Raw genomic sequence first — 24,644 nt, 5'->3', positions numbered from 1 at the left:
GCATCCGTCTACACTTTGACGCCGAGCAGAACCCCGCAGCGTGCGGGTCCGGCATGAGCCCCCATGGATCCTGACGACCGCCCGCAACGCCCGCTGGATGCCGTCGAGCGTCAGGCCCACGCGTGGGTGGTGCGGCTGACCTCGGGCGAGGCGACCGCCGCCGACGGGCGCAGGTTCCGTGCATGGTGCGAGTCCGACCCGCGTCATCGTGAAGCGTTTGGCCGTGCGCGCCGGCAGTGGGAGCAGGTGCGGCTGGCCGGCGAGCAACTGCCCGCCGCCGCGCGCCAACCGGTCGCGCCGACGCCGGCCCAGCGCTGGAGCCGGCGCGCCTTCCTGGGCGCTGCGGTGGCGGCGCCAGCCAGTCTGGTGGTGGTGGCGGCGCTCCGCCCGCCGCTGGGGTTGTGGCCCTCGGTGACGGCGATGACGGCCGATTTCCACACGAGCACCGGTGAACGACTACAGATCGCGCCCTTGCCGCAGCTCAAGATCGAACTGGATACGCAGAGCAGCCTGCGCCGCCGCGCGCACGCGCAGGGCGAAGGCTTCGAGCTGGTGCAGGGCCAGGCCGCGATCGAAACCGGCGCTGGCCTGCGCCTGGCACTGTTCGCGGGCCCGGGTTGCGTGATTGCCGATGAAGGTGCGGTGCGCCTGGACGTACGCAACACCCACGGCCAGGTACGCGTGACCTGCCTGCAGGGTAGCGCCCGCATCGAGCATCCGCAGGGCCGCCTGCAGCTGCAGGCCGGCCAGCAGACCCGGTTCGACGAGCGCCTCAGTGGCGTGGTGGCCGAGGCCGTAGCTTCGGAAGTGAGTGCCTGGACCGAAGGCATGCTGGTCTTCCGCCGCGCACCGCTGCACGAGGTGGTGGACGAGATCAACCGCTACCGGCGGGGCAGGGTACTGCTGGGTCAATCGGCATTGGCGCGCGCGCCGGTCAGCGGCCGCTTCCGCATCGATGATCCGGACGCGGCGCTAGAGCAGCTGCGACTGACGATGTCGCTGGATCTGCGTCGCTTTCCGGGTGGCATCGCCGTCCTTGGATAGATGAAGGCGCTGGCCGTGCGCGCCGCGCCGGGCTGTTGCAAGCAAGGAGAATCCAAGGATGCGCAACGAGACCATCGGTGTGCTCGATCTGCGCCGCAATCTGTCTGCATTGCTGGAAACCACCCAGCGAAGGCCCCTGATGGTGCATCGCTATGGTTCGCCCTGGGTGTGCGTGGTGTCTGACGCGCAGTGGCAGCAGCAGGCGGTGCTGCTGGACTTCAATCCGCAGTCACACCCATTGGCGATGCTGCTGCGGCTGCAGCAGCAGGAGATGCCCTTGGTCGAATCCGGGGCGCTGCCGCCTGCGGCGCTCGCACGCGCACTGCTGTTGGCGGGCATGCATGGCATCGACGATCTCACGCAGCTGCATGAGCAGGTACTGCATCATCGGCTCTGGCACTGGTTCGTGGCGGGCGCCCATGGGGTGATGGACGGCTGGCAGCTGCCCGCACTGCGCGTTGCGCTGGCGTCATGGTGCGATGACGTGGACATGACCGATGCACTGGTCGCATTCGCTGCCCGCAGCGACGTGGCGGTACTGGCCCGCCGTTGTGGGGGGGACGCACCGCGGCTGCAGCGCGAAGCCTGCAGGCGGATGACGCTGCGATGACGTTGCCGATGAAGCGCCACCGCGTGCACAGAGTTGCATTCGCGGTGTCGCTTCACCTGCCTTGCTGACGTCTTCTCCAGAGTACGACGCACCACGCGTCGCGGAGCACGGGCGGCGCAGATGGAAGACAGTCGCAGGATCAGCATGCTGGAGCTGGATCGCCACCTGAGCCAGTCGCTGGAGCAGGCACGGCACACGCCCCTGAACGTACAGCGCTATGGGCGCTCGTGGGTCTGGGTGCTGTCCAGTGACGCCTGGGCGGATGCGGCGCGCTGGGCGGCACTGGACAGCAGTGCGCATCCACTGGCGGCACTTCGAAAGGCCCTCGACCTGCGGCTGTGGCCCTGGCCCGACGCGGCCATGGGCGCGCTGCCGCTTGGCACAGCCGATGCGCGACTGCTGCAACGTGCGGCCCTGCTGGTGATCGTGCGTGATCTCAACACTGCGCAGCGCGTGTACGACGACCTGCGCTACCACCAGGCCTACCGGATGTTCATTGGCCTCGACCACGGCACCGCGTGGTCGTCGACGCAGTGCGTGCGCCTGCTGCAGGCGTGCGTGCATCCGTTGCTGCGCGAGTGCATCGACCAAACACTGGCCAGCGTGCCGCCGCACCTGCTCGAGGCGGCACGCGTGCCGGCTGCACGTGCGCCCGCACAGGCAACCGCGCAGCGAATCGCAGGCGGATGTTTATCGTACTGACACATGCACCGCTGACCATGGTGCAGCGGTCTCTTCCAGGATGACGAGGGCGGAACGATGGCAAGGCAGGCAGGTGGTTGCAGGGCTCGGCAGCAGGGCTTCAGCCTGATCGAGATCATGGTGGTGGTGGTGATCATCGGCATCCTTGCCGCGCTGATCGTGCCGCGGTTGATGGACCGTCCGGACCAGGCGCGCGTGGTGGCGGCGCGCCAGGACATCGCGGCGCTGATGCAGGCGCTGAAGCTGTTCAAGCTGGACAATGGGCGCTATCCCAGTGCCGAACAGGGGCTGCAGGCACTGGTGAAGCCGCCGCAGGGCAGCGGTGCGTTGCCGGTGACGCCGTATCTGGATCGCCTGCCGAATGACCCGTGGGGCCATCCCTACCAGTACCAGGTTCCAGGCACTCATGGCGACATCGATGTGTTCTCGCTGGGTGCGGACAGCAAGCCCGGTGGCGACGCCGGGAACGCAGACATCGGCTCCTGGCAGCTGTGAGGCGTGCTGATGGCAGCCCGGACCCGTTCGGTCTCGTGCATCCGCCAGCGTGGCGTGGCCGTGATCGTCGCCTTGCTGGTGGTGGCATTGGTGGCCGTGATTGCCACTGCGCTGCTGACCCGGCAGTCGGCGCAGTTGCGTGCGCTGCGCGGCGACCAGTTGCGCGCACAGGTACGCATGGCGGTGGATGCCACGCTGGAGCGTGCGGCGCAGCAGCTGCGTGAGGATGTCACGGAACAGCTGACCACGGTGCGCAGCGGGCGCTGGGCGCGCCCGTTGGAACTGCAGGCGCCGTTGCCGGTGCAGGTGCAGCTGGTCGATGCGCAGTCGATGTTCAACCTGCGCAACCTGCTGGCGCATGGCAGGCCGGACCCCGAGGCGCGGGGCGCGTTCGTCGCGTTGTGTGCCGGGCAGGGGCTGGACCAGGGCACCTGCGCATCCGCGGTGGATCACATCCAGGCGCGCCTGCGCGACGGCGATATGCCGGCGCAGGCGCCGCTGCCGCGCGAATCACTGATCGAACAGGCGCTCGCCGGCGCCGACCCGGTGGCGTTGCAGGCGCTGGCGCGGCGCACAGTGGTGTTGCCCGCGCAGACCCTGGTCAACGCCAACACCTGCGACCTGAGCGTCCTGCAGGCGGTGACGCCTGCGGTGGAACCGGCAAGGCTGCAGGCGCTGCTCGCTGAGCGCGACGCCGGCCACTGGCTGCTCAACCGCGGTGACATCGCCAACCGACTCCAACTGAGCAACGAACAGATGGCCGTGCTTCCGCTGGGTATCCATAGCGAGTGGTTCCTGGCCGTCGGCCGGGTGCAGGCCGACGGCAGCGCGGTTGACTTCCGCGCGCTGCTCTGGCGCGAGTACCGCGACGACGGGGTGCGTGTACAACGGGTGTGGACGAGGATCGGCGCATGACCGTGCAGCTTCGGGTGCGCCTGCCGGCGCTGGCGCACCTGCGCGCTGACAGCGCGGTGGACTGGGCGCAGCTGCACAAGGGCGAGGTGCTCGCCCACGGCCGCGACACGCTGGCGGCGCTGGGCCTGCGGCATCCGCGGGCCACGGTGCATGCCTGCCTTGATCCGAACGACCTGATCCTGCTGGAACTGCAGCTGCCGCCGCTGTCCGGGCGCCGCCTGCAGGCGGCGTTGCAGGGCGAGGTGGAGGCCATGCTGCTGGATGATCTGCAGGAGGTGGCGCTGGCCCACGGTGCGCAGGCGGCAGACGGTACGGTTCCGGTGGCCTGGCTCGGCCAGCAGGCCATCGCGCAGGCGCAGCAGCTGCTGGCCTCGTGTGCGCTGCAGCTGCAGGCGTTGTATCCGACGCCACTGCTGCTGCCTTGGCAGGACGGCCACGCCACGCTGCAGGTCAGCGGCGAGCATCTGCTGGTGCGCAGCGGGCGCGATCGGGGACTTGTCCAATGGTATGGCGGACGTGATGCGTCTGCGGTGATGCAGGCGTTGGCCACCCGCCTGCGACAGGCCGGCGTGCAGGCCGTGCAGTGGATCGACAGCGTACCGCCGACGTGGCCGGACAGCCTGCCGGCCACCGCCGTCGCGCATGAACGGCAGGCCTGTGGCCCCTTGCCGGGTTGGTCATTGCCGCTGCCCGGCGCAGGCCGTCAAGCGCCGCGACTGGCGATCGGCCTGGCACTGGCGGCGGTGCTGCTGGCTGCACTTGGCCTGCAGTGGCAGGTCTCGCGTTGGCGGATCGAGGGTGAGGCGCTGCAGCAGGACATGGCACGGCAGTTCAGCGCACGCTTTCCGGAGATCACCGATGTGGTGGACCCGGTGTTGCAGGCAAGGCGAGCGCTTGCGGTTCCGCCGCCAGCGCCGCCGTTGCCGGCGCTGCAGCGTCAGGTCGCCAGCACGCTGCACGCGGTTCCGGAGCTGGCGGGGCAGGTGCACAGCCTGCACTACCAACCCGGGCAGGTGTACCTGGAGCTGGACGCTGATGCCCAGGCATTGGCCGACGATCCACAGCGGCTTGAGCACTGGCAGCAAGCGGTGCAGGCGCAGGGGCTGCAGCTGGCGCGCGATGCCGGTGGACGCCTGCGGGTGAGCGGAGCGGGACAGTGACGACCCGAACCCTGCGGCTGGGCGAGGGGCTGGCGGGCCTGCAGCAGCGCTGGCAAGGCCTGCCACCGCGCGACCGGCTGATGCTGTGGGTGATGGTGGTGGCGCTGCTGGTGGCGGGCCTGTGGTCGTTATGGCTGGAGCCCTTGCTGAAGCAGCGCACGCACTGGCAGGCCGAACTCCCACGGCTGCAGGCGCAGCAGCGCGCACTGGCACCGCTGCTGCGCGCCCGTGAGCGCCAGCAGCTGGTGCAGGGCCAGCATCCGACCCTGGCCGGGCTGCGTGACCAGATCAAGGCCGCCGGTCTGGCTGGCGGCCTGCATATCGAAGCGCGCGACGGGCGCTGGCACCTGCAGGTACGGGCCGTACCTGCCGATGCGCTATGGAACTGGCTGCTGCCGCTGCTGGCCGACCCGGCCATCGAGCTGCAGCAGCTGCAATTGACACGCACAGGGGATGCGAACATGCCGGCGGCACGGATTTCAGGACACATCGTGATGGTGGCCCCTGCGGGTGCCCATCCATGAGGGCGATGCGCAGCCTTGCCTGCAGTGCCGCATTGGCCCTGATCGTGGGCGTGGCCCACGTGCCGGCGCCGGTGGCGGCACAGGACACAGGCGATGAGCCGGTGCAGCTGAACCTGGTGGATACCGATATCGGTGGCGTGCTGCGCATGGCGGCGCGCTTCACCGGGCGCCAGTTCCTGGTCGACCCACGCGTGACCGGCAAGATGACGGTGGTCTCCGATGGCCCGGTCAGCCGTACCCAGGCCTACCAGCTGCTGCTGGGCGCACTGCGCATGCGTGGCTTCGCCGTGGTCGAGAACGGCGGCGTCAGCCGGGTGGTGCCGCAGGCCGATGCCAAGCTGCTCGGTGGCCGGGTGGGTAGCGGTGGTGCAGGGGGCGAGATCGCCACGCGTACGTTTGCGCTGCGCTATGAGAATGCGGCGGCGCTGGTGGCTGTGCTGCGGCCAATGATCAGCCCGGACAATCCGATCACCGCCAATCCAGGCAACAACACCCTGGTGATCACTGACTACGCCGACAACCTGGAGCGCATCGCGCGGGTGATCGCCAGCGTCGACACGCCGGCCGGCATGGACACCGATGTGGTGAAGCTGCAGCAGGGCATTGCCGTTGATGTAGCGGCAATGGTCGCGCCGCTGCTGGATGCGCAGGGCGCCGAGCCGAGCCAGAAGGTGGTGGTGATGGCCGACCCGCGCAGCAACAGCGTGCTGCTGCGCTCGAGCAGCCCCGGTCGCACCCGCCTGGCGCGGCAGCTGGTGGAGAAGCTGGACCGCGCCCAGGATGAGTCCGGCAACCTGCACGTGGTCTACCTGCGCAATGCCCAGGCCAACCAGCTGGCCGGTGTGCTGCGTGGCGTGGTGGCCGGACAGAGCGATGCACCGGCAATGGGCAGCAACGAAGGCATCACCCCGCTGCCGGGTGACGCCAACCGTTCCACGCCCACCCAGCCGTCGCAGCCGCAGCAGGCCAAGCCCGGAGGCAATGCGCTGGAATCGCAGCGGCTGGACCCGAGCCGCCGTGACCCGATCGATGCAGGAAGCACCGGCTTCAGCCAGAACGGCATTTCGGTACAGGCGGACGTGGCCACCAACACCCTGCTGATCTCTGCGCCTGAGCCGGTGTACCGCAACCTGCGGCGGGTGATCGACCAGCTCGACCAGCGCCGTGCGCAGGTGCTGGTGGAAAGCCTGATCGTGGAGGTCAACCAGACCGACGCGGCCGAGCTGGGCGTGCAGTGGATGCTGGGCAATGGCCGCACCTTTGGCGGCACCCACTTCGGTGGCGCCACCGGCGGCAGTGGCCTGAACACCGCCGCGCGCACCACGCTGGACGTGCTGCCCAAGGACGGCCTGAAGATCGGCGTGATCGATGGCACCATCAACCTGCCCGGCGTCGGCCAGATCCTCAACATGAAGGCGCTGGCTACTGCGCTGCAGAGCAAGGGCGGCGCCAACATCCTGTCGACGCCGAACCTGATGACGCTGGACAACGAGGCAGCCAGCATCATGATCGGCCAGACCGTGCCGTTCGTCAGTGGCCGCTACGTGACCGACGGTGGCGGCGGCAGCAACAACCCGTTCCAGACCATCGTGCGCGAAGACGTGGGCCTGAAGCTGCGGGTGCGCCCGCAGATCTCCGAGGGTGGCACGGTGAAGCTGGACATCTATCAGGAAGTCAGCAGCATCGACGCGCAGAGTGCCAACAGTGCTGCCGGCATCATCACCAACAAGCGTGCGCTGGATACCAGCGTACTGCTGGACGATGGCCAGATCATGGTGCTCGGTGGCCTGCTGGAGGACAACGTCAGCCACGGCCGTGACGCCGTGCCGGGGCTGGGCAGGATCCCGGTGCTGGGGGCGCTGTTCCGCAGTGATACGCGCAAGCGTTCCAAGACCAACCTGATGGTGTTCCTGCGCCCGCACGTGGTGCGCGACCCCGCCGCTGGCCAGCGTTTGACCCGCGACCGCTACGACTACATGCGCAATGCGCAGGCCGGTGCACAGCCCGTGCAGAGCTGGGCGTTGCCGGCACTGTCGGCACCGCAGCTGCCGCCGCAGGACCTGGCTGTGCTCGGCCAGGGCAATGCGCGCGACGGCCAGGGCCAGCCGTCGCAGAACACCAGCCTTGCAGCGATGTATCCGCCAGGCGAGGGCGACGCCCAGCTGGTGCAGTTCGCACAGGGACTGGACCCGGCGCGTGCCAGCCAGGCTGTGGCGCAGGTGCGGGCACTGGGCCTGCAGGCCTACGCGGAGGCAACGCCGGGCGGGAGTGGACAACGCCTGCGCGTGCGTCTGCCGCGTGATCCGGTGAAGTTGGATCCGGCATTGCAGCAGCTGCGCGGGCTGGGCTATACGCCGGAACTGGTAATCGGGCCGTGAGCGCCGTTATGCCGCTGCCGTACGCGTGGGTGCGCAGCCACGGCGTGATGCTGTCCGAAGCCGGTGGCGAGCCGGTGCTGCTCGGCACGGCCGACACGGCAGCGTGGGCCGTGGCCGAGCTGCGCCGGCGGCATGGCCCGCTTCCGTTCCGGATGCTGGATGCGGCAGCCTGGCAGCAGCGCTTGGGCGAGCAGTACCGTGACGGCGGTGATGCTGCTGCCGTGGTGGGGGCCGCCGAGAGTGAAGTCGATCTGGACCGGTTGATGCAGGACATGCCGGAGGTCACCGACCTGCTGGATGCGCAGGACGATGCGCCGGTGATCCGCATGATCAATGCGTTGCTGGCACAGGCTGCACGCGACGGTGCCAGCGATCTGCATATCGAGCCGTTCGAGACCCATTCGGTGGTGCGCTACCGGGTGGACGGCACGCTGCGCGACATGGTGCAGCCTCGGCGCGCACTGCACGCAGCGCTGGTGTCGCGCATCAAGATCATGGCCCACCTGGACATCGCCGAGAAGCGGTTGCCACAGGATGGGCGCATTGCGATCCGCGTGGGCGGGCGGCCGCTGGACATCCGTGTTTCCACTGTACCGACCGGGCATGGCGAGCGCGCCGTGCTGCGATTGCTGGAAAAGGATGCCGGCCGCCTGCAGCTGCAGCGCCTGGGCATGGCCGATGACACCCTGGCCACATTCACCGGGCTGATCCGGCAGCCGCATGGGATCGTGCTGGTGACCGGGCCGACCGGCAGCGGCAAGACCACGTCGCTGTACGCCGCGCTGGGCCAGCTCGACAGCAGCACCAGCAACATCCTCACCGTGGAAGACCCGGTGGAGTACGACTTTGCCGGCGTCGGCCAGATCCAGGTCAACGCGCGCATCGGCATGAGCTTTGGCACCGCCCTTCGCGCGATCCTGCGCCAGGACCCGGACACCATCATGATCGGCGAGATCCGCGACCTGGAGACCGCACAGATCGCCGTGCAGTCGTCGCTGACCGGACACGGTGTGCTGGCTTCGCTGCACACCAACGATGCGATCTCGGCGGTGACCCGCCTGGCCGACATGGGCGTGGAGCCTTTTCTGCTGGCGTCGTCGTTGCGCGGCGTGCTGGCGCAGCGGTTGGTGCGGCGGCTGTGCACGCAGTGCCGGCGTGCCGAGGTGAACGGCGAAGGCCGAACCGTATGGCGCGCAGTGGGTTGCACGGCCTGTGCCAACAGTGGCTATCGGGGACGCACCGGCATCCATGAACTGTTTGTGGTGGACGACCGCGTGCGCGCACTGATCCATGAAGGGCAGGGTGAGCCTGCGCTACGCGAGGCGGCCCGGCGGGCCGGCATGCGGACCCTGCGGCAGGACGGCCAGCGCTGGGTCGACAGCGGGGTGACCACGCTGGAAGAGATCCTGCGCGTCACCGGCGACGATTGAGGCCTGCATGGCACTGTTCGACTATCAGGCTGCCAACGCGCAGGGCCGCATCGAGAAGGGCCAGGTGGATGCCGACAGCCCGCGCGGTGCGCGCCAGCTGCTGCGTGGGCGCGGGCTGACCCCAGTACAGGTGAGCGCTGCGCGCAATGCCGGCAGTGGCTGGGCTGCTCGGCGGTTGTCCGCCAGCGAGTTGGCCTGGGCCACCCGCCAGCTGGCCAGCCTGCTGGCGGCCAGCCTGCCGTTGGAAGGCGCCTTGAGTGCGGTGATCGAGCAGGCCGAACGCCCGCACGTGGCCCAGGCGCTCACCGCGGTACGCGCCGACGTGCGTGCCGGCCAGCGCCTGACCGTGGCGCTGGCAGCGCGGCCACGCGATTTTCCACCGATCTATCGTGCGCTGGTGGGTGCAGGTGAGGATTCCGGCGATCTGGCGCGGGTGATGGAGCGCCTGGCCGACTACATCGAGGAACGCAATGCGCTGCAGGCCAAGGTACTGACCGCCTTCATCTACCCGGCGGCGATCAGCCTGGTGTCGGTGGCGATCGTGATCTTCCTGCTCAGCTACGTGGTGCCGCAGGTGGTGACCGCGTTCGTGCAGGCGCGGCAGACGCTGCCGATGCTGACCCAGGTGATGCTGGCCGCCAGCGCGTTCGTACGCAGCTGGGGCATGTGGGTGGGGCTCGGCATCGCTGCGCTGGTGGTGGCCTGGCGGTTGGCCCTGCGCAAGCCCGGGTTGCGCCTGCGCTGGGACGCGATGCTGCTGCGGGTGCCGATGGTCGGGCGTTTCGTGCTGGGAGTGAACAGTGCGCGCTTTGCCTCGACACTGGCGATCCTGCTGGATGCGGGTGTGCCGCTGCTGCGTGCGCTTGAAGCTGCCCGGCAGACCCTGGGCAATGCGTTGCTGGCGCGCTGTGCCCATGACGTGTCCGCGCGTGTGCGCGAAGGTGCCGCGCTTGGTTCTGCGCTGAAGGTGCAGAGGGTGTATCCGCCGATCCTGGTGCACCTGGTGGCCAGTGGCGAGAAGACCGGTTCGCTGGCGCCGCTGCTGGATCGCGCCGCACAGACCATCTCGCGCGAGATCGAGCGTCGCGCGATGGCACTGACTGCGTTGCTGGAGCCGACCATGATCCTGGTGATGGGCGGCGTGGTGCTGACGATCGTGCTGGCGGTACTGATGCCGATCATGGAAATGAACCAGCTGGTGCAGTGATGCGCAACGCGCATCACGGGTAGAGTCGACTGTCCGTCGACTGCTTCTCAAGCGCACTTCGACAGGACCAGCGCTTCGCGCGCCAGTCGACCAACAGTCGACTCTGCCCGGTCGGCGTCTTCGATTCTCCACACAATCCTCCACACCTTTTTCCGATCTTCCACAGGTTTCTTAAGCGGCCTGTCATCGGCGCGGACCAGCATGGACACGTCGCCGCAGAGTGGGCTGGGAGGCCCTCGGCGGCAGCAGGCGTGTAGTGACCGTTCCTCCCTTGGTGTTTCCCTTCGCAGTAAACCCTTCAGGAGAAGATCATGAACAAGTACAAGACCCTGGCCGCGCTGGTTGCCACCGCGCTGCTCGCTACCGTGGGCGCCGCCTCGGCGCAGACCGTTACCGGCGGCGGTGCCTCGCTGCCGGCCGACCTCTACAAGGGTTCGGCCGACAGCATCCTGCCGGCGAACTTCACCTACGCCGTGACCGGTTCGGGCACCGGCAAGAAGGCGTTCCTGGAAAACAACTCGGCGCTGTTCTCGACCACCGGCACCGTGCATTTCGCCGGCAGCGATTCGGTGCTGAGCAGCACCGAGCTGAGCAACTACACCACCAACTTCAACCAGCCGACCAACGCCAACCGCTACGGCGCGCTGATCCAGGTGCCGTCGGTGGCCACCTCGGTCACCATTCCGTTCAACAAGGCCGGTTCGGCGGTGGACCTGAGCGTGGCGCAGATCTGCGGCGTGTTCTCGGGTGCGATCAGCGACTGGTCGACCATCGATGCCAACCGTAGCGGCCCGATCCAGGTCGTGTACCGTCCGGAAAGCAGCGGCACCAGCGAAATGTTCAGCCGCTTCCTGACCGCGGCCTGTGCCGCTGAGAACGCTGAAACCTCGAAGCTGGTGGGCGGCAAGTTCGCCATCAAGTCGACCTTCGCCGACCTGTACAAGCGCGACGCCAACGGCAACCTGCCGGCGTTCCTGGTGGCCGCCCCGACCACCGGTGGCACCTCGCTGTACAACACTGTCTACGCTGCTGAAGGCCGTATCGGCTACGTCGGGCCGGACGTGATCCCGAGCCTGACCGATGCGACCAAGGTCGCCAAGGTCAAGGGGTTCTCGCCGGACCAGGTGAGCGTGCAGGCCACCCTGGACACCGTCGCTCCGCCGACCGGCACCGATGCTGAGAACCCCGCCAACTGGGTGCCGGTGTTCGGCAACCCGTCGGCTGGCTATCCGATCGCCGGCTACACCAACCTGGTGATCGGCCAGTGCTACAAGGATTCGAGCGTCGCCACCAGCCTGCGCGGCTTCCTGGCCCGCCACTATCCGGCGACCTACACCGTCGCGTATGAGAAGTCGATCACCGACCACGGCTTCATCCCGCTGACCAAGGCCTGGCGCGATGCGATCCGCAACCGCTTCGTGCTGGCCAGCAGCACTGCCGGCCTGAACAACCCCAGCACCTGCGCCGGCATCGGTCGTCCGCTGTAATCCGCAGCACCGGTTGAATCCTGCTTGACGCGACGCCGGCCTCTGGGCCGGCGTCGCCATTTCCGCGACGGTGCCGCCGTTGCAGCGTTTCGCTGTCGGCTTCGTGTGGCGTCACCCGTCTATCAGTGGCAGGGCATGCGTTGCGCGTGCCTCCCCCGATCGCCGCCGCAGCCGCGGCCCACCAGGTTGATGAGGTTCCGATGTCGCACCCGCTCCCGTCCGTTGTTCGTCCGGCCGCGTTGATGCGCCGCAATCATCCGATGGCGTGGGCCATCGCGGTCGCACTGGGGAGCATGGTGGCCCCGGCCAGCCAGGCGCAGCAGGCGTTCAGCCCGGGCTGGTTCGCCGAACGGGGCGCGGCCCAGGGCAGCGCGGCACAGAGTGGCCGGATGCCCAACGGCGTGCCGATCCAGTTCCAGTTGCCGGCCCAGCAGCAGGATGCAGCACGGCAGAAGTTGCAGCAGTCGATCGACAATCTCGGCACGGCGGCGCAGGCGATTGCCCTGCAGCAGCGACTGCAGGAACAGGCGCGGCAGGCGCGCCGCGAGACTGGCTTCATCGTTGCCGATGGCCTCGGCAAGGACGGCCTGAGCGTCGACCAGAACCCGCTGACCCGTGGCTGGCTCAACGCGCGCGAGGCGATCCAGTCGCAGGGCAGCGACGGGCGGGTGCAGGTCACGGTCGAGCAGACCGCGGACAAGGCGATCCTGAACTGGGAGACCTTCAACATCGGCGGCAACACCACGCTGAACTTCCTGCAGAGCCCTGACTGGGCAGTACTGAACCGCGTCAACGATCCGCAGGCGCGGCCCAGCCAGATCCTGGGCCAGCTGAAGGCCAACGGCACGGTGTTCGTGGCCAACCGCAACGGGGTGGTGTTCGGCAACAACAGCCAGGTCAATGTCCGCAATCTGCTGGCGGCTGCAGCACGGATCAGCGATGCGCAGTTCCGCGACAATGGCCTGTACAGCCCCGACGCCAGCAGCAGCGCGCTCAGCGATGCATTCGGCAAGGTGGCGGTGGAGCAGGGCGCCCGCATCGCGACCCATGAGCCGACCAGTGCGACGCGCGGCGGTGGCTACGTGCTGCTGGCCGGGCACAGCGTGGAGAATGCTGGCCATATCGAGGCGCGCAAGGGCCAGGTGCAGCTCGCTGCGGGAGACAGTTTCGTGATCCGGCGCGGCGTGGGTACGGTCACCAACACCAGCTCCACCACCCGGGGCAATGAAATCGCGCCGCGCTTCATCGCTGGCAGCACGGCTGGCAGCGTGCGCAACACCGGCCTGCTGCGGGCGCTCGAGGGTGACGTGACGCTGGCCGGGCGCAGCGTCGAGCAGGCCGGTGTGGCCGTGGCCAGCACCACGCTTGCACAGCGCGGCACCGTGCATCTTCTGGCCTCGGCCAGTGATGCCGGCAGCAGCGTCACGCTTGCTGACGGAGCCACCACGGCGGTGCTGATCGAGGACGATGGCAAGACCACGGTGCTGGATACGCAGCGCGACGCCCTAATCAAGGAATCGGCCGAGCAGGACGCGATCCGCGCTGGCGCGCGTTCGGCAACCTTCGACAATCTGTCCCAGCACAATGATCGCCGGGACCAGTCGCGGGTGGAGATCGTCTCGGGTGGCAACATCCATTTCAGCGCGGATTCGCTGACGGTCGCCACGGGCGGCCAGATCATCGCCGATGCGGCGGCCCGTAGCTACGTGGACGATGCCGCGCGCGTGGACGTGTCCGGCGCAGTGGGCGTGCAGGTGTCGATGGAGAGCAACAATGTCCAGATCAAGGTGCAGGGCAACGAACTGCGCGATGCCCTGGACAACCGCGACAGCGGCAAGCTGACCAGCAGCGAAGTCTGGGTCGACCGCCGCAGGCTGGTCCACGTTCCGGCCGGTACCGGGGGCTACGAGGGTGAGCGCTGGTACGCCGCAGGCGGCCTGCTGGAAGTGGGGGGCTACCTCGACAACCAGGGGCACTCGATCGGCGAATGGGCTGCGCAGGGAGGCACCGTCCTGCTGGGCGGCAGGGAAGTGATCACGCAGGGGGGCTCACGCATCAACCTTGCCGGCGGCAGCCTGGATGTGCAGAGCGGCGTGGTCCGGCAGAGCTGGGTGCGCGGCGTTGATGGCCAGGTCTACCGCCTTGATGAGGCGCCGGCGGAGATGCTGTTCGATGGCCTGTACAGCGGCCATGAGGTGAAGCAGGAACGCTGGGGCATCACCGAGACCTTCCGTGATCCGATCGTATTCGCGGCGCAGCGGGTCGATAACGGGTACACGGTCGGCCGCGATGCAGGACGGCTGATCGTCTCCGCACCGACCGCGGTGCTGGATGGAAAGGTTGAGACTGCCACCTTCCAGGGCGCGCAGCAGAACCGCAGGCCGGAGGCCGCGCTGGACGGCTATGCACAGGCGCAGACGGCGGTCGCGCGCAATGCGCAGCTGTACCTGGGGCGCTACGACGGCCAGGGCCGCAGTGGTGTGTTCGGCTCGGATGTGCGCCTGGGTGACAAGGCTCCGACGAAGACGGCGTGGTCGCTGGCGGCTCCGGTCAACGAGGAGCGGCGTGACACGGTGTGGCTGGATATCGCAGCGCTGAGTGCCCAGCAGTGGGGACGGATCGACCTGGCGACCGCCGATCGCATCCGCATCGATGGCAGCCTTCGGCTTCAGGCAGGCGGACAGCTCAACCTGACCGGCAGCGAGGTGGAACTGGCAGGCGACATCGGCATTGCCGGCGGCCAGCTGTCGGCGGGCAACCTGCTGGATGTCCAGGGCCGGCCGACGGCGCTGCTGCACGATGGCCGCGCCCGCACCGCCATTGCCGACGGCACGCGGATCGATCTCTCCGGCGAATGGAGCAACGCGTCAGTGGCGATACCGCTCGATGCCAGCGGTGCCTGGACGGATGGCGGCCGCCTGAGCCTGAGCAACAGTCACGACGTGGTCGTGGGCGCCGAGGCAACGGTGGAGGTCGAGGCCGGCGCCGCGTTGGACCTGCGCGGCAAGGGCCGCGTCGGCAAAGGGGGCAGCGTCAGCCTGCAGGCCAACAGCAGCGCGGTTACGACCGACGGCAGTGGCCGGGTGCAACTGGGTGAGGGGAGCCGGTTCAGCGGCCGAGGTCAGGGCAGCGGTTCCTTCTCGCTGGGAACCGGTGGCCACGTTCGGGTGGGCGATGCCGACCTGGCGGGCGCGTCGCTGCGACTGGACCCCGGCCTGTTCGGCAGTGGCTTCGCGCAGTACGACATCAATGGCCACCACGGCGTGGAGGTGGCCGATGGCGCGCGGCTGATCGCTGCCCTGCCAGGCCTGCGCATGACCCAGGACGCGCAGATGGCAACCGATCGGGCGTCCGCACTGGTGGCGTGGGATGCGCCGCTGTACAGCGCTGATCCGTCGAGCGGGCGCGTCAGCCAGCGCGCGGGTGCGAGCATCAGCCTGCGTTCGGACCGCAACAGCGTGGGCGGTGACCTGCGGGTCGGCAAGGATGCACTGGTGGCGGTCGATCCAGGGCAGACGATCTCGCTGCTGGGTGCAGGCAACATCGATGTTGAAGGTACGCTGCGTGCGAAGGGCGGCCGCATCGTGATCGACGATGTGCGTCCGGAAAATGCGCTGTACGCCGGGCAGCGCACCGAACGCACCTGGCGTTTCGCCGAAGGCGCGCTGCTGGATGCCGATGCAGACGCGATTTCGCTGCCCGATGCCAGCGGCCGTCTGCGCGGGCAGGTGCGCGCGGGCGGACGCATCGAGATTGGCGGGGCGCTGGACTGGGAGACCACAGCATTCGTCGACAACCGACCACCGGAAGCCTTCGTGGTGGTCGAACGCGGTGCGCGCCTGCAGGCGCGGGGTGCGTCGGCCGAGCTGGATGTCGACGGCCAGGGCCGTGTGCGCGTGGACAGCGACGGCGGGCAGATCGTGCTGCGCTCGGCCAATGCGCTGTATCTGGAGGGCGGGATGGACGCGGCCGCCGGTGGTGCCGGCGCACGCGGCGGCACGCTGGGGCTGGCCTTTGGCGGCAGCATCCATGCACGTGGCGCCAGCGAGGAGGTACTGCGGTCACGTGCGATCACCCTCAGCCAGCACAGCGCACCGGCGCAGCCACTGCCGGCCGCATTGGAATATGGCCACGCCGCGTTGTCGGTCGAGCAGCTGCAGGCGGGCGGCTTCGACAACCTGTCCGTGTTCGGTGACATCCGCGCGGTCGGCGACGTCGACCTGCGCCTGGCCCAGAGCCTGCGCATCCACGGCCAGGGTACTTCGAGCCTGGGCATGGCCGTGGATGCCGGGCCGTCGTCGGCGTTGCGGCTGAGTGCGCCCTACGTCCGCCTGGCGCAGGCGCGCTGGGGCCAGCTGGCGGGCGAGAACCTGCAGGGCACTGCGGCGGTCGCTTCGGCCGGGCCGGACGATCACACGCTGGCGGTGCAGGCCGAGCTGATCGACATCCGCGACGTCACCTGGCTGTCGGGTTTCGAGCACGTGGCGCTGGAAAGCCGCAGTGACGTGCGCCTGACCAACGGCATTGCCAGCACTGGCAACAGCAGCGCGTTGATGACGGCCGGTTCGATGGACGTGACCGCTGCCCGCCTGTACCCCACCACAGGCGCGGTCGGCACGCTGGTGGCCGGCGCCTCGGCGCAGACCGTGCAGACCGCTGATTACTGGGCCGATCCGGATGCCGTGCTGCGCATCCACGGCACAGGTGCGCCCACGCCGCCGGCGCCGGAATCGGCGCTGGGCACGCTTCGGCTGGTGGCCGCCACGGTACAGCAGGGCGGCAACGTACAGGCGCCGATGGGCACGCTGCAGCTGGGTGGCCTGATCCAGAACGGAACCGTCGGCAGCCGGGTGGAACTGCTGCCAGGCAGCGTAACCTCGACCAGCGGTGCCGGCCTGTCGCTGCCCTATGGTGGCACCGTCGATGGTGTCGACTGGCGGGTCGGTACGCGCAGCCTGAGCTCGCTGACGCCGGCCGGCATCTCCTCGATGGGGGTGACACTGAAGGCCAACGCGATCGAGGTGGCGTCGGGGGCATTGCTGGACATGTCCGGCGGTGGCGAGTTGACCGGTGCCGCCTTCGTGTCAGGACGCGGCGGCTCCGTCGACGTGCTGCGCACGGCGTTGGCCGACGCCAATCCGCGCTACGCGTTCAGTGCGTCGGGCAACCCGGTGTACGCGATCGTACCGGGGCGCGCCGGGGCGTTCGCCCCCAGTGGCGAAGAAGGGTTCGCAGCACCGGCAGTGGGCCAGCAGATCACCGTGCCGGCTGGCGTGCCCGGGCTGGCGGCCGGCACCTACACGCTGATGCCGGCAAGCTATGCGCTGCAGCCCGGTGCATTCCGGGTGGAGCTGGGCGCCACCGGCACCTCCGGCATCGTGCAACCGATTGCGACCGGCACCGGCACCTGGCGTGTGTCCGGGCAGCAGCGTACGGCGCTGGGCGCGGCAATCTCCCCGTTGCTCACCGACATCCTGCTGACGCCCGCCGCAGTGGTACGCCGACACTCGGGCTACAACGAAACCTCGTACAACAGCTTCGCGCAATCGGTGGCCGACCGCCGCGGCGAGTCGCGTGGCTGGCAGACCGTCGATGCGCTCGGGTTGACCCTTGCGCTGGGCGAAGGTGCAGGTCGTGCGGCAACGCCTGCCATCCGCTTCGCCGGCACCGCGCGGTTCGACGCCGCTACCGACAAGGGGCGTGGCGGCACGCTGACAGCCACGTTGGCCAGCCCGGCGGTCGGTTCGCTGGAGATCGTCGATGGCAGTGCGCAATCGCAGGCGCGTGATCGCGGCGCTACCTTCAGCGACGACGCGCTCAATGCCTTCCTGCCGGCGCGGATGATGATCGGCGGGCAGTTCAACCAGGAGGCCTCGCAGGTGGCGGTGACCGGCCAGGCGCGCAGTGTGGCGGTGCGTTCCGGTGTCACCCTGAACGCACCGGAAGTGCTGGTGGCAGCGGCCTCCGGTGGCAGCGGCATCCTGGTCGAGGCCGGCGCGACCCTCGATACGCTGCCGTTCGCGTCCGCCAATGCGGACGCCAGCGCGACGCTGCCTTACCAGGTCGCCGGCGGCCTGCTGGCGGTGTCCAACCGGCGCCTGAACCTCATCAGCGGCACCACCGGCGTCGAGGCCGGTCCGGTGGCGATCGACATCGGGGGGTGCCAGGTGGCGTGCGACGGCCAGGCCCGGCTGGTTTCCGATGGCAGCATCGCGGTAGCGACCGATGGCACGCTGCAGATGCGCGACTCGGCCAGCTATGGCACCCGTCAGCTCGGCCTGAGCATGGCGGCGCTGAACCTCGGCAGTGCCGAAGCGATCGCACAGGCCGCTGCGGCAGGGGCGCTGCCCAGTGGCATGACCATGAACCAGTCCGTGCTGCAGCAACTGCTGCGCGGCAATGATGCGACCGGCGCGCCGGCGCTGGACACGCTGAGCCTGGTCGCGCGGGAGTCTGTCAACGTGTTCGGCAGCGTCGACATGGACGCGCGCGACAGTGCCACCGGCCGCAGTGGCCTGCAGACGCTTGTGCTCGGTGCGCAGGCCATCCGCGGCTACGGTGCGGCGACCGACCGCGCGCGGATCCTGGTGGACACCCTGGTCTGGGACGGCTCACTCGCGGCGAGCCAGGCGCCGGGCAGTGACGCGACGGTGCCGCCGGCCGATCCGATGGTGGACCGGCTCGGCGCCGGGCAGCTGGACATCGTCACCCGCCAGCTGCAGCTGGGGCGGGCGCCGTTCAGCCGTCCCAGCTCTGAAGTCCCTGCGAACCGGCAGGTACTCGGATTCAGTGCGCTGAACCTGAGTGCTTCGGAGCAGCTGTCGTTCTCCGCGCAGGGCACGCTGGACGTGTTCCAGCAGCGCGGCGACTATCTGGCCGACAAGGGCTGGCAGTACAGCGGAGGCAGCCTGGGTATCGATACACCGCTGTTGACCGCCGATCCCGCCGCGCAGCTGCGCGTGCGCACTGGCGGCGACTTCCGCCTGCGGGGGGGCACCGGCAAGGCCGGTGGCGATGCACTGGGCAGTGAGCTGAGCATCGACGCCACCCGGATCGCGCTGGACAGCACGATCGCGCTGGCATCAGGACGGCTGTCTGCGAACGCGCGCGAGGGCATCACGCTTGGTAGCCGGGCGGCGCTGGATCTGGCCGGGCGCAAGGTCTCGCTGTACGACGTGGACAAGTTCAGCTGGGGCGGTGATGTCCTGCTGTCCAGCGACACGGGGGACATCCGCACCGATGTTGCCTCCCGCATCGATGTTTCCGCCCGCAACAACCGCGGCGGGCGCATGACGGTCACCGCAATGGCCGGCCGAGCGGATCTGGCCGGTGATCTGCAGGGCGCCGCCAGTGGCCGCTACGACGCCGGTGGCACGCTGGTGCCCTACGATGGTGGTGAACTTTTGGTGCGGGCACGCCAGCTGCAGGACTTCACCGGCCTCAACCAGCGATTGACCGCCGGCGGTGTCGTCGGCGGCCGCAGCTTCCAGATCGGTGAAGGCGATCTGCGGATCGGCGACGAAGTGAAGGCGCGCCGGGTCGACATCAGTGTCGACGCGGGCAGCCTGACCGTGGCCGGCCGCATCGATGCCAGCGGCGAGCAGGTCGGCAGCATCCGCCTGTACGCCCGCGATCAGCTGCAGGTGGACGGCACGCTGGACGCGCACGGTACCGGCCTGCGCGTGGACAGCCATGGCAAGATCATCGACAGTCCGAACCGGGCCACCATCACGCTGGGCAGCGCCGAGGGCGCCGTTGGTCTGGCCAGCGCGGCGCACCTGGACCTGCGTGCAGGCAGCGACGTTGCCGTCGGTGACGGCCCTGGACAGAACGACGGCATGGCGCGGGGCTCGCTGAAGATCGATGTGCCGCGGGTGGGCAGCAACGACGCGGCGATTGCTGCGGCCAATGGCCTGCGCATCGATGGTGCGGCCGACATCCAGCTCAATGGTGTCCGCCGCTACGACGATGCGCCCCTGGCCAGCACCGCCGATGTGCGCGGCAACCGCGCGCAACTGGTCACCCAGCAGTGGCTGGACCAGGTGGTCGATCCGCACAGCGTGGCCTGGATCGATGGTGCGCTGGGCAACGCGGACCTGCAGCAGCGCACGAGGGCGCTGGGCGATGTCCGCCTTCGCCCCGGCGTGCAGGTGCTGGCGCGGCGCAGCGACGCCAACCCGGAGGGCGACCTGACCATCGCTGGCGACATCGATCTGTCCGGCTACCGTTACGGCCCCGATGCAGACCGCGCCGATCCATCGCGGCGTGGCTTCGGCGAATCGGCCTCGCTGGTGCTGCGGGCCGAAGGCAACATCAACGTCTACGGCAGCATCAACGATGGGTTCGCACCGCCGCCGTCCACGCCGGATGAGGGTGGCTGGCAGCTGTATGAGGGGCGCAATGGCAGCGCGGGGCACACCCCCTTTGGCGGCGGGCTGGTGGTGCCGGTGGAAGGAGTGAAGCTGCAGCCCGGCACCGAGTTCCAGGCCGGCACCCGCCTGAACTATGACGTGCCGGTCGAATCGGTAACGCTTCCGGTCGGTACCGTGCTGCCCGCGCCGATGGTGATCTCGCAGACCCTGCGCCTGCCTGCGGGTACGGTGCTGGGTGCGGCGGTGACCACCGACTCCGGGCAGACGCTGGCCGCGGGCACCGTGCTGCAGGAGCCGCTGATGCTGGCGGCCGGTGCGCGGCTGGGGGCGGGCTTCCGCCTGCGCAGTGCGGTGCAGGTAGCGGCACAGGAGTGGCCCGCCGGCGCGGTGCTGCCGGTTGCGCTGCGCCTGGCACGCGAAGTCGCGCTCAAGGTGGGCGCGTACATTCCCTCGTTGACCAAGGTGGAGCTGCCCGGCGACGCGCCGGTGAATCTGCGGCCGGCCGATGCCGATGGCAACCAGGGGCGCAACTGGGCGCTGGCGCCGATGCTGGCCGAGGGCACTACCTCCTGGGACCTGACCGTGGTTGCCGGTGCCGATGCCGGGGCGGCCGATCCACGCAGCCGGCGCTGGGGCAGCGAAGGCAGCGTGGTGCTGGCCGATACCCACCAGGGCTCGATCGGCACGGTCAAGACGGAAATCATCTGGGTGGGGGATCGCGCGCTGACCGAGCGGGCATCGCTGGACTGGATCGGCGACACCTCCTATGCGGGCCGCCCGATCGCAGAGCTGGCCGACATGTTCGGCTTCACCGAAGACGAGTTCTGCGCGATGTCCGCCGACTACTGCGGCCCGGCACCCCGCCAGGTGGCCGCGCAGGGCTCGCTGGATTACTGGGGCGACGAGTCCTACGTGGGCACCCCTGCGAAGGACTTCGCCGCGATGTTCGGCATGACCGAAGACGAGTTCTGCAGTACCGCGCCCACCTACTGCGCCGGCGGCGGCACGCAGACCGAAGTGACCACTTACGGCAAGCGTGCGGGCACACCGGCGTGGAGCGTACTGCGCACCGGCAAGGGTGACATGGAGCTGCTCGCTGCCGGTGACGTCGTGATGAAGTCGGGCTTCGGTGTCTACACCGCCGGCACTCCCACCGCGCTGGGTGGGGGCCGCGACGCTGCCTTCAATTCGCCCCGTGCAGCGGCCCCTTGGAACACCGCACTGCTGGGGCCGAACCTGGTGCCGGGCAGCTATGACGCTGCGATGGCAGGCTACCAGGCCTGGTATCCGGATCGTGGTGGCAATCTGCGCGTCGAAGCCGGGCGCGATATCGTCGGCGACGCCTGGACCGCGCGCGCAGAGTCGGGCAGCAGTGAGCGCGACTGGGCGCTGTACTCCAGTGCCGCGGTCGGCAACTGGCTGTGGCGCCAGGGTACCGGCGGCACGGCTGGGGTGGAGCCGGTGCCGACCAGCTGGTGGGTGAATTTCGGTACCTACACCAACGTCTCCGCTGCCGCTGGCAGCTCTCCACGGATGGTCGGCTTCACCGGCTTCGGCACCTTGGGCGGCGGCGACCTGACGCTTGAGGCCGGGCGCAATGCCGGCGTCCGCGATCCGATGGGCGACGCGCTGGGCTCGCTGAGCGCACCGCGCTCGGGCGCGATCATCGCGGCGGTGGGATCGACCGGCCGGGTCAGCGATGGCCAGCTGCACCTGACCGGCGGCGGCGACCTGCGGTTGCGCATCGGTGGCGCACTGAATCCGAACCTGCAGGCGACGATCTCCAGCCTCAATCCCTCCAGGGCGGGACAGAATCTCGACCTCAACGGTACCCTGACCAATCTGCGTGGCAGCCTGCAGCTCGATACCGGGCGCATCGGTGCAATGGGCGTCACCCTGGAAAGCTACGCGACGCTGGGTCAGCAGCGCGCCGCAGACCTGTTTGCGCCCGACGCCGCCCGCGCGATGGGCGGACCGGTGCTGGTGCTGGGCGATGCGGGCGCGCAGCTGCAGGCACGGGGCGATGTGGTGCTCGGCGGGGTCGCCGATGCAGGCCGGGTTCCGCTGGCCAACTACAGCGCGGTGCTGCAGGACGATGGCGCGCACGCTGCAGGCAGCACGTGGTTCTCCCTGTGGACGGCCAACACGGCCGTGGATCTGTTCAGTGCCGGTGGTGACCTCGCGCCAGGCCTCGCCGGGCCGGATAACGTGACCGGCAGCAATCTGTGGCGCGAGCAGATCCAGCTTGTTGTGCGTGGCGGGGATGATCTGCTGAATTACTGGCTCTATCCTTCGCGCTTCAGCGCCATTGCTGCGCAGGGCGACATCAAGCTGGACCGGATCAGCGTCACGCCGGGGACGCAGGATGTGATCCTGCTGGCACCCTCAGCAACGGGACGGTTGGACGTCCTGGCCGGTGGCAGCATCCTCGCCCAGCGTGGCGCGACCCAGATCGCGCGCTCGGGTGCGGACGTGCGGCTGCCGGGACCCTTCGACCCCGCATTCCTGGCCCAGCAGGGGGATTCCGGCGGCAATGTGACCCGCTCGCGGCACAACCTTTCGGTCGATGGCAATACCGCCTCGCCAGAAGCGTCGCTTCCGCTGTTCGCATTCGGTCCCAATACTCCGCTGTCCACTGTGTCTGCGGCACTGGCGCCGAGCCGCTTCTACGCGGTGCAGGGCGACATCATTGGTCTGGCCAGCGGCGCCCGGCGCACGCTGGATCCCAGCGCGGGGCAGCGCACGCAGCTGAACTGGTTCGAGGCCGCCGGCGGCGTGCAACTGCGGGCAGGCCGGGACATCCTCGGGGCGTCGATGACCGCGTTGAACAGCGCGCCCGCCGACATCACGGTGGTGGCGGCGGGCCGCGACATCGTGCATCTGAACGCGACCGTCGCCGGCCCCGGCAACGCTGAGATCAGTGCCGGCCGCCAGCTGCGCCAGGAGGATGCGGGCAGCATCGTCAGCCTCGGTGGCATCGTGCAGGGCGACACCCGTGCCGGCGCCAGCATCGCGCTGACGGCCGGCAACCAGCAGATCGATTTCGCGGCCCTGCGTGCACGCTATCTGGATCCCGCCAACCTCGCCGATCCGGCGCAATCGCTGGCGTCGCAGCCGGGCAAGGCAGTCAAGGTGTACGACCAGGAGCTGAAGCAGTGGCTGCAGCAACGCTTCGGCATGATTGCCGAAGGCGACGGGGCGCTGGCCGCGTTCGATGCGCTGCCGCAGGAACAGCAGCACATCTTCCTGCGCCAGGTCTATTACGCCGAGCTGCGCGAAGGTGGACGGGAATATACCAATGCAGAAGGGCCCCGCTTCGGCTCCTACCTGCGTGGGCGCGAGGCCATCGCCACGCTGATGCCAGACAAGGCTGCGACCGGTGCGACGATCGACCGTACCGGCGATATCGTGATGTACGGTAGCTCCGGCGTGCGTACCGAAGCGGGCGGCAACATCGAGCTGATGGCACCGGGTGGGCAGATCGTGATCGGTGTGCAGGGTGTGGTGCCCCCGGCCAGTGCCGGACTGGTGACCCAAGGGCAAGGCGACGTCCGGCTGTTCAGCCAGGACAGTGTGCTGCTGGGCCTGTCGCGGGTGATGACCACCTTCGGCGGCGACATCCTGGCGTGGTCGGAGCAGGGTGACATCAATGCCGGTCGTGGTTCGCGCACGACCTTGCTGTACACGCCACCGCGCCGTGTCTATGACGGCTGGGGCAATGTGATCCTGTCGCCGCAGGCCCCGGCCAGCGGTGCTGGCATCGCCACCTTGAACCCCATCGCCGAAGTGCCGCCGGGCGACGTCGACCTGATCGCTCCGCTGGGCACCATCGATGCGGGCGAGGCCGGTATCCGCGTCTCCGGCAACATCAACCTGGCCGCACTGCAGGTGCTCAACGCGGCCAACATCCAGGTACAGGGCGAGAGCAAGGGCCTGCCGGTGCTGGCATCGGTCAACGTCAATGCGCTGGCCGCGGCCAGTGCCGCAGCCAACAGCGCCAGCCAGGCGGCACAGGACGTGATGCGCAAGAGCCAGGACGATGCACGGCGCAACCAGCCGTCGGTGATCAGCGTGCAGATACTGGGCTTCGGCAGCGGCACCAGCAGCATCAAGCCGCCGGCACCTGGCAACACCGCCAACAGTGGTTACGACGCCAACAGTGCCTTCCAGTTCCCGCAGGCGAGTCGCGACGAGGGCACACAGCGCCGCTAGGCATCGAGCGATCCCGATAGATGCCGACCTTGGTCGGCACACAATGCTGCGAACGTGGCCGGTAGTTGATCCACGCCATGCGTGGATGCGGCTGAACTGCAGGAACGG

The 24,644-nt window shown here is 69.0% G+C and carries 12 protein-coding genes; all 12 read left to right on the top strand.

The window, feature by feature from the left end; all coding sequences use genetic code 11:
• Positions 1–63 precede the first annotated feature (63 nt).
• Positions 64–1,044 (top strand): FecR family protein, encoded by a 981-nt coding sequence (locus ACMGRF_RS09210; RefSeq protein ID WP_049435293.1) that lies wholly within the window; start codon positions 64–66, stop codon positions 1,042–1,044.
• 58 nt (positions 1,045–1,102) lie between these two features.
• Positions 1,103–1,654, top strand: coding sequence for a hypothetical protein (locus ACMGRF_RS09205; protein WP_049440015.1), 552 nt, complete (start codon positions 1,103–1,105; stop codon positions 1,652–1,654).
• Positions 1,655–1,798: 144 nt separating this feature from the next.
• A complete protein-coding gene (locus ACMGRF_RS09200) occupies positions 1,799–2,356 on the top strand; it encodes a hypothetical protein (protein ID WP_240458931.1) in 558 nt (185 codons plus the stop codon).
• 57 nt (positions 2,357–2,413) lie between these two features.
• The gene (gene gspG / locus ACMGRF_RS09195) at positions 2,414–2,851 is read left to right on the top strand and encodes a type II secretion system major pseudopilin GspG (RefSeq protein ID WP_049440019.1); all 438 of its coding nucleotides are present in this window, start codon (positions 2,414–2,416) and stop codon (positions 2,849–2,851) included.
• A gap of 9 nt (positions 2,852–2,860) precedes the next feature.
• Positions 2,861–3,766 (top strand): type II secretion system minor pseudopilin GspK, encoded by a 906-nt coding sequence (gspK, locus tag ACMGRF_RS09190; protein WP_049440050.1) that lies wholly within the window; start codon positions 2,861–2,863, stop codon positions 3,764–3,766.
• Complete coding sequence (gene gspL / locus ACMGRF_RS09185; RefSeq protein ID WP_049440021.1) at positions 3,763–4,926, top strand: type II secretion system protein GspL; 1,164 nt, start codon at positions 3,763–3,765, stop codon at positions 4,924–4,926. Before gspK ends, gspL begins: the two co-directional genes overlap by 4 nt.
• Positions 4,923–5,450: a type II secretion system protein GspM gene (gene gspM, locus ACMGRF_RS09180; protein WP_099486046.1), complete on the top strand. Its 528-nt coding sequence runs from the start codon at positions 4,923–4,925 to the stop codon at positions 5,448–5,450. The genes gspL and gspM overlap by 4 nt, the downstream gene beginning before the upstream one ends.
• On the top strand, positions 5,447–7,828 hold the full coding sequence (gene gspD, locus ACMGRF_RS09175) for a type II secretion system secretin GspD (RefSeq protein ID WP_414485866.1): 2,382 nt from the start codon (positions 5,447–5,449) through the stop codon (positions 7,826–7,828). Before gspM ends, gspD begins: the two co-directional genes overlap by 4 nt.
• On the top strand, positions 7,825–9,258 hold the full coding sequence (gene gspE / locus ACMGRF_RS09170; protein ID WP_414485865.1) for a type II secretion system ATPase GspE: 1,434 nt from the start codon (positions 7,825–7,827) through the stop codon (positions 9,256–9,258). The genes gspD and gspE overlap by 4 nt, the downstream gene beginning before the upstream one ends.
• A gap of 7 nt (positions 9,259–9,265) precedes the next feature.
• Complete coding sequence (gspF, locus tag ACMGRF_RS09165) at positions 9,266–10,465, top strand: type II secretion system inner membrane protein GspF (protein WP_414485864.1); 1,200 nt, start codon at positions 9,266–9,268, stop codon at positions 10,463–10,465.
• A gap of 311 nt (positions 10,466–10,776) precedes the next feature.
• Positions 10,777–11,952: a substrate-binding domain-containing protein gene (locus tag ACMGRF_RS09160; protein ID WP_049413919.1), complete on the top strand. Its 1,176-nt coding sequence runs from the start codon at positions 10,777–10,779 to the stop codon at positions 11,950–11,952.
• A gap of 200 nt (positions 11,953–12,152) precedes the next feature.
• Positions 12,153–24,536, top strand: a complete 12,384-nt coding sequence (locus ACMGRF_RS09155; protein ID WP_414485863.1) for a filamentous haemagglutinin family protein — start codon at positions 12,153–12,155, stop codon at positions 24,534–24,536.
• Positions 24,537–24,644 lie beyond the last annotated feature (108 nt).

The organism is Stenotrophomonas sp. EMP41 (assembly GCF_047495535.1).
Classification (GTDB): Bacteria; Pseudomonadota; Gammaproteobacteria; order Xanthomonadales; family Xanthomonadaceae; genus Stenotrophomonas; species Stenotrophomonas sepilia.
Note: the sequence above shows the minus strand (reverse complement) of the source record. Positions and strands in the feature narration are given on the sequence as shown.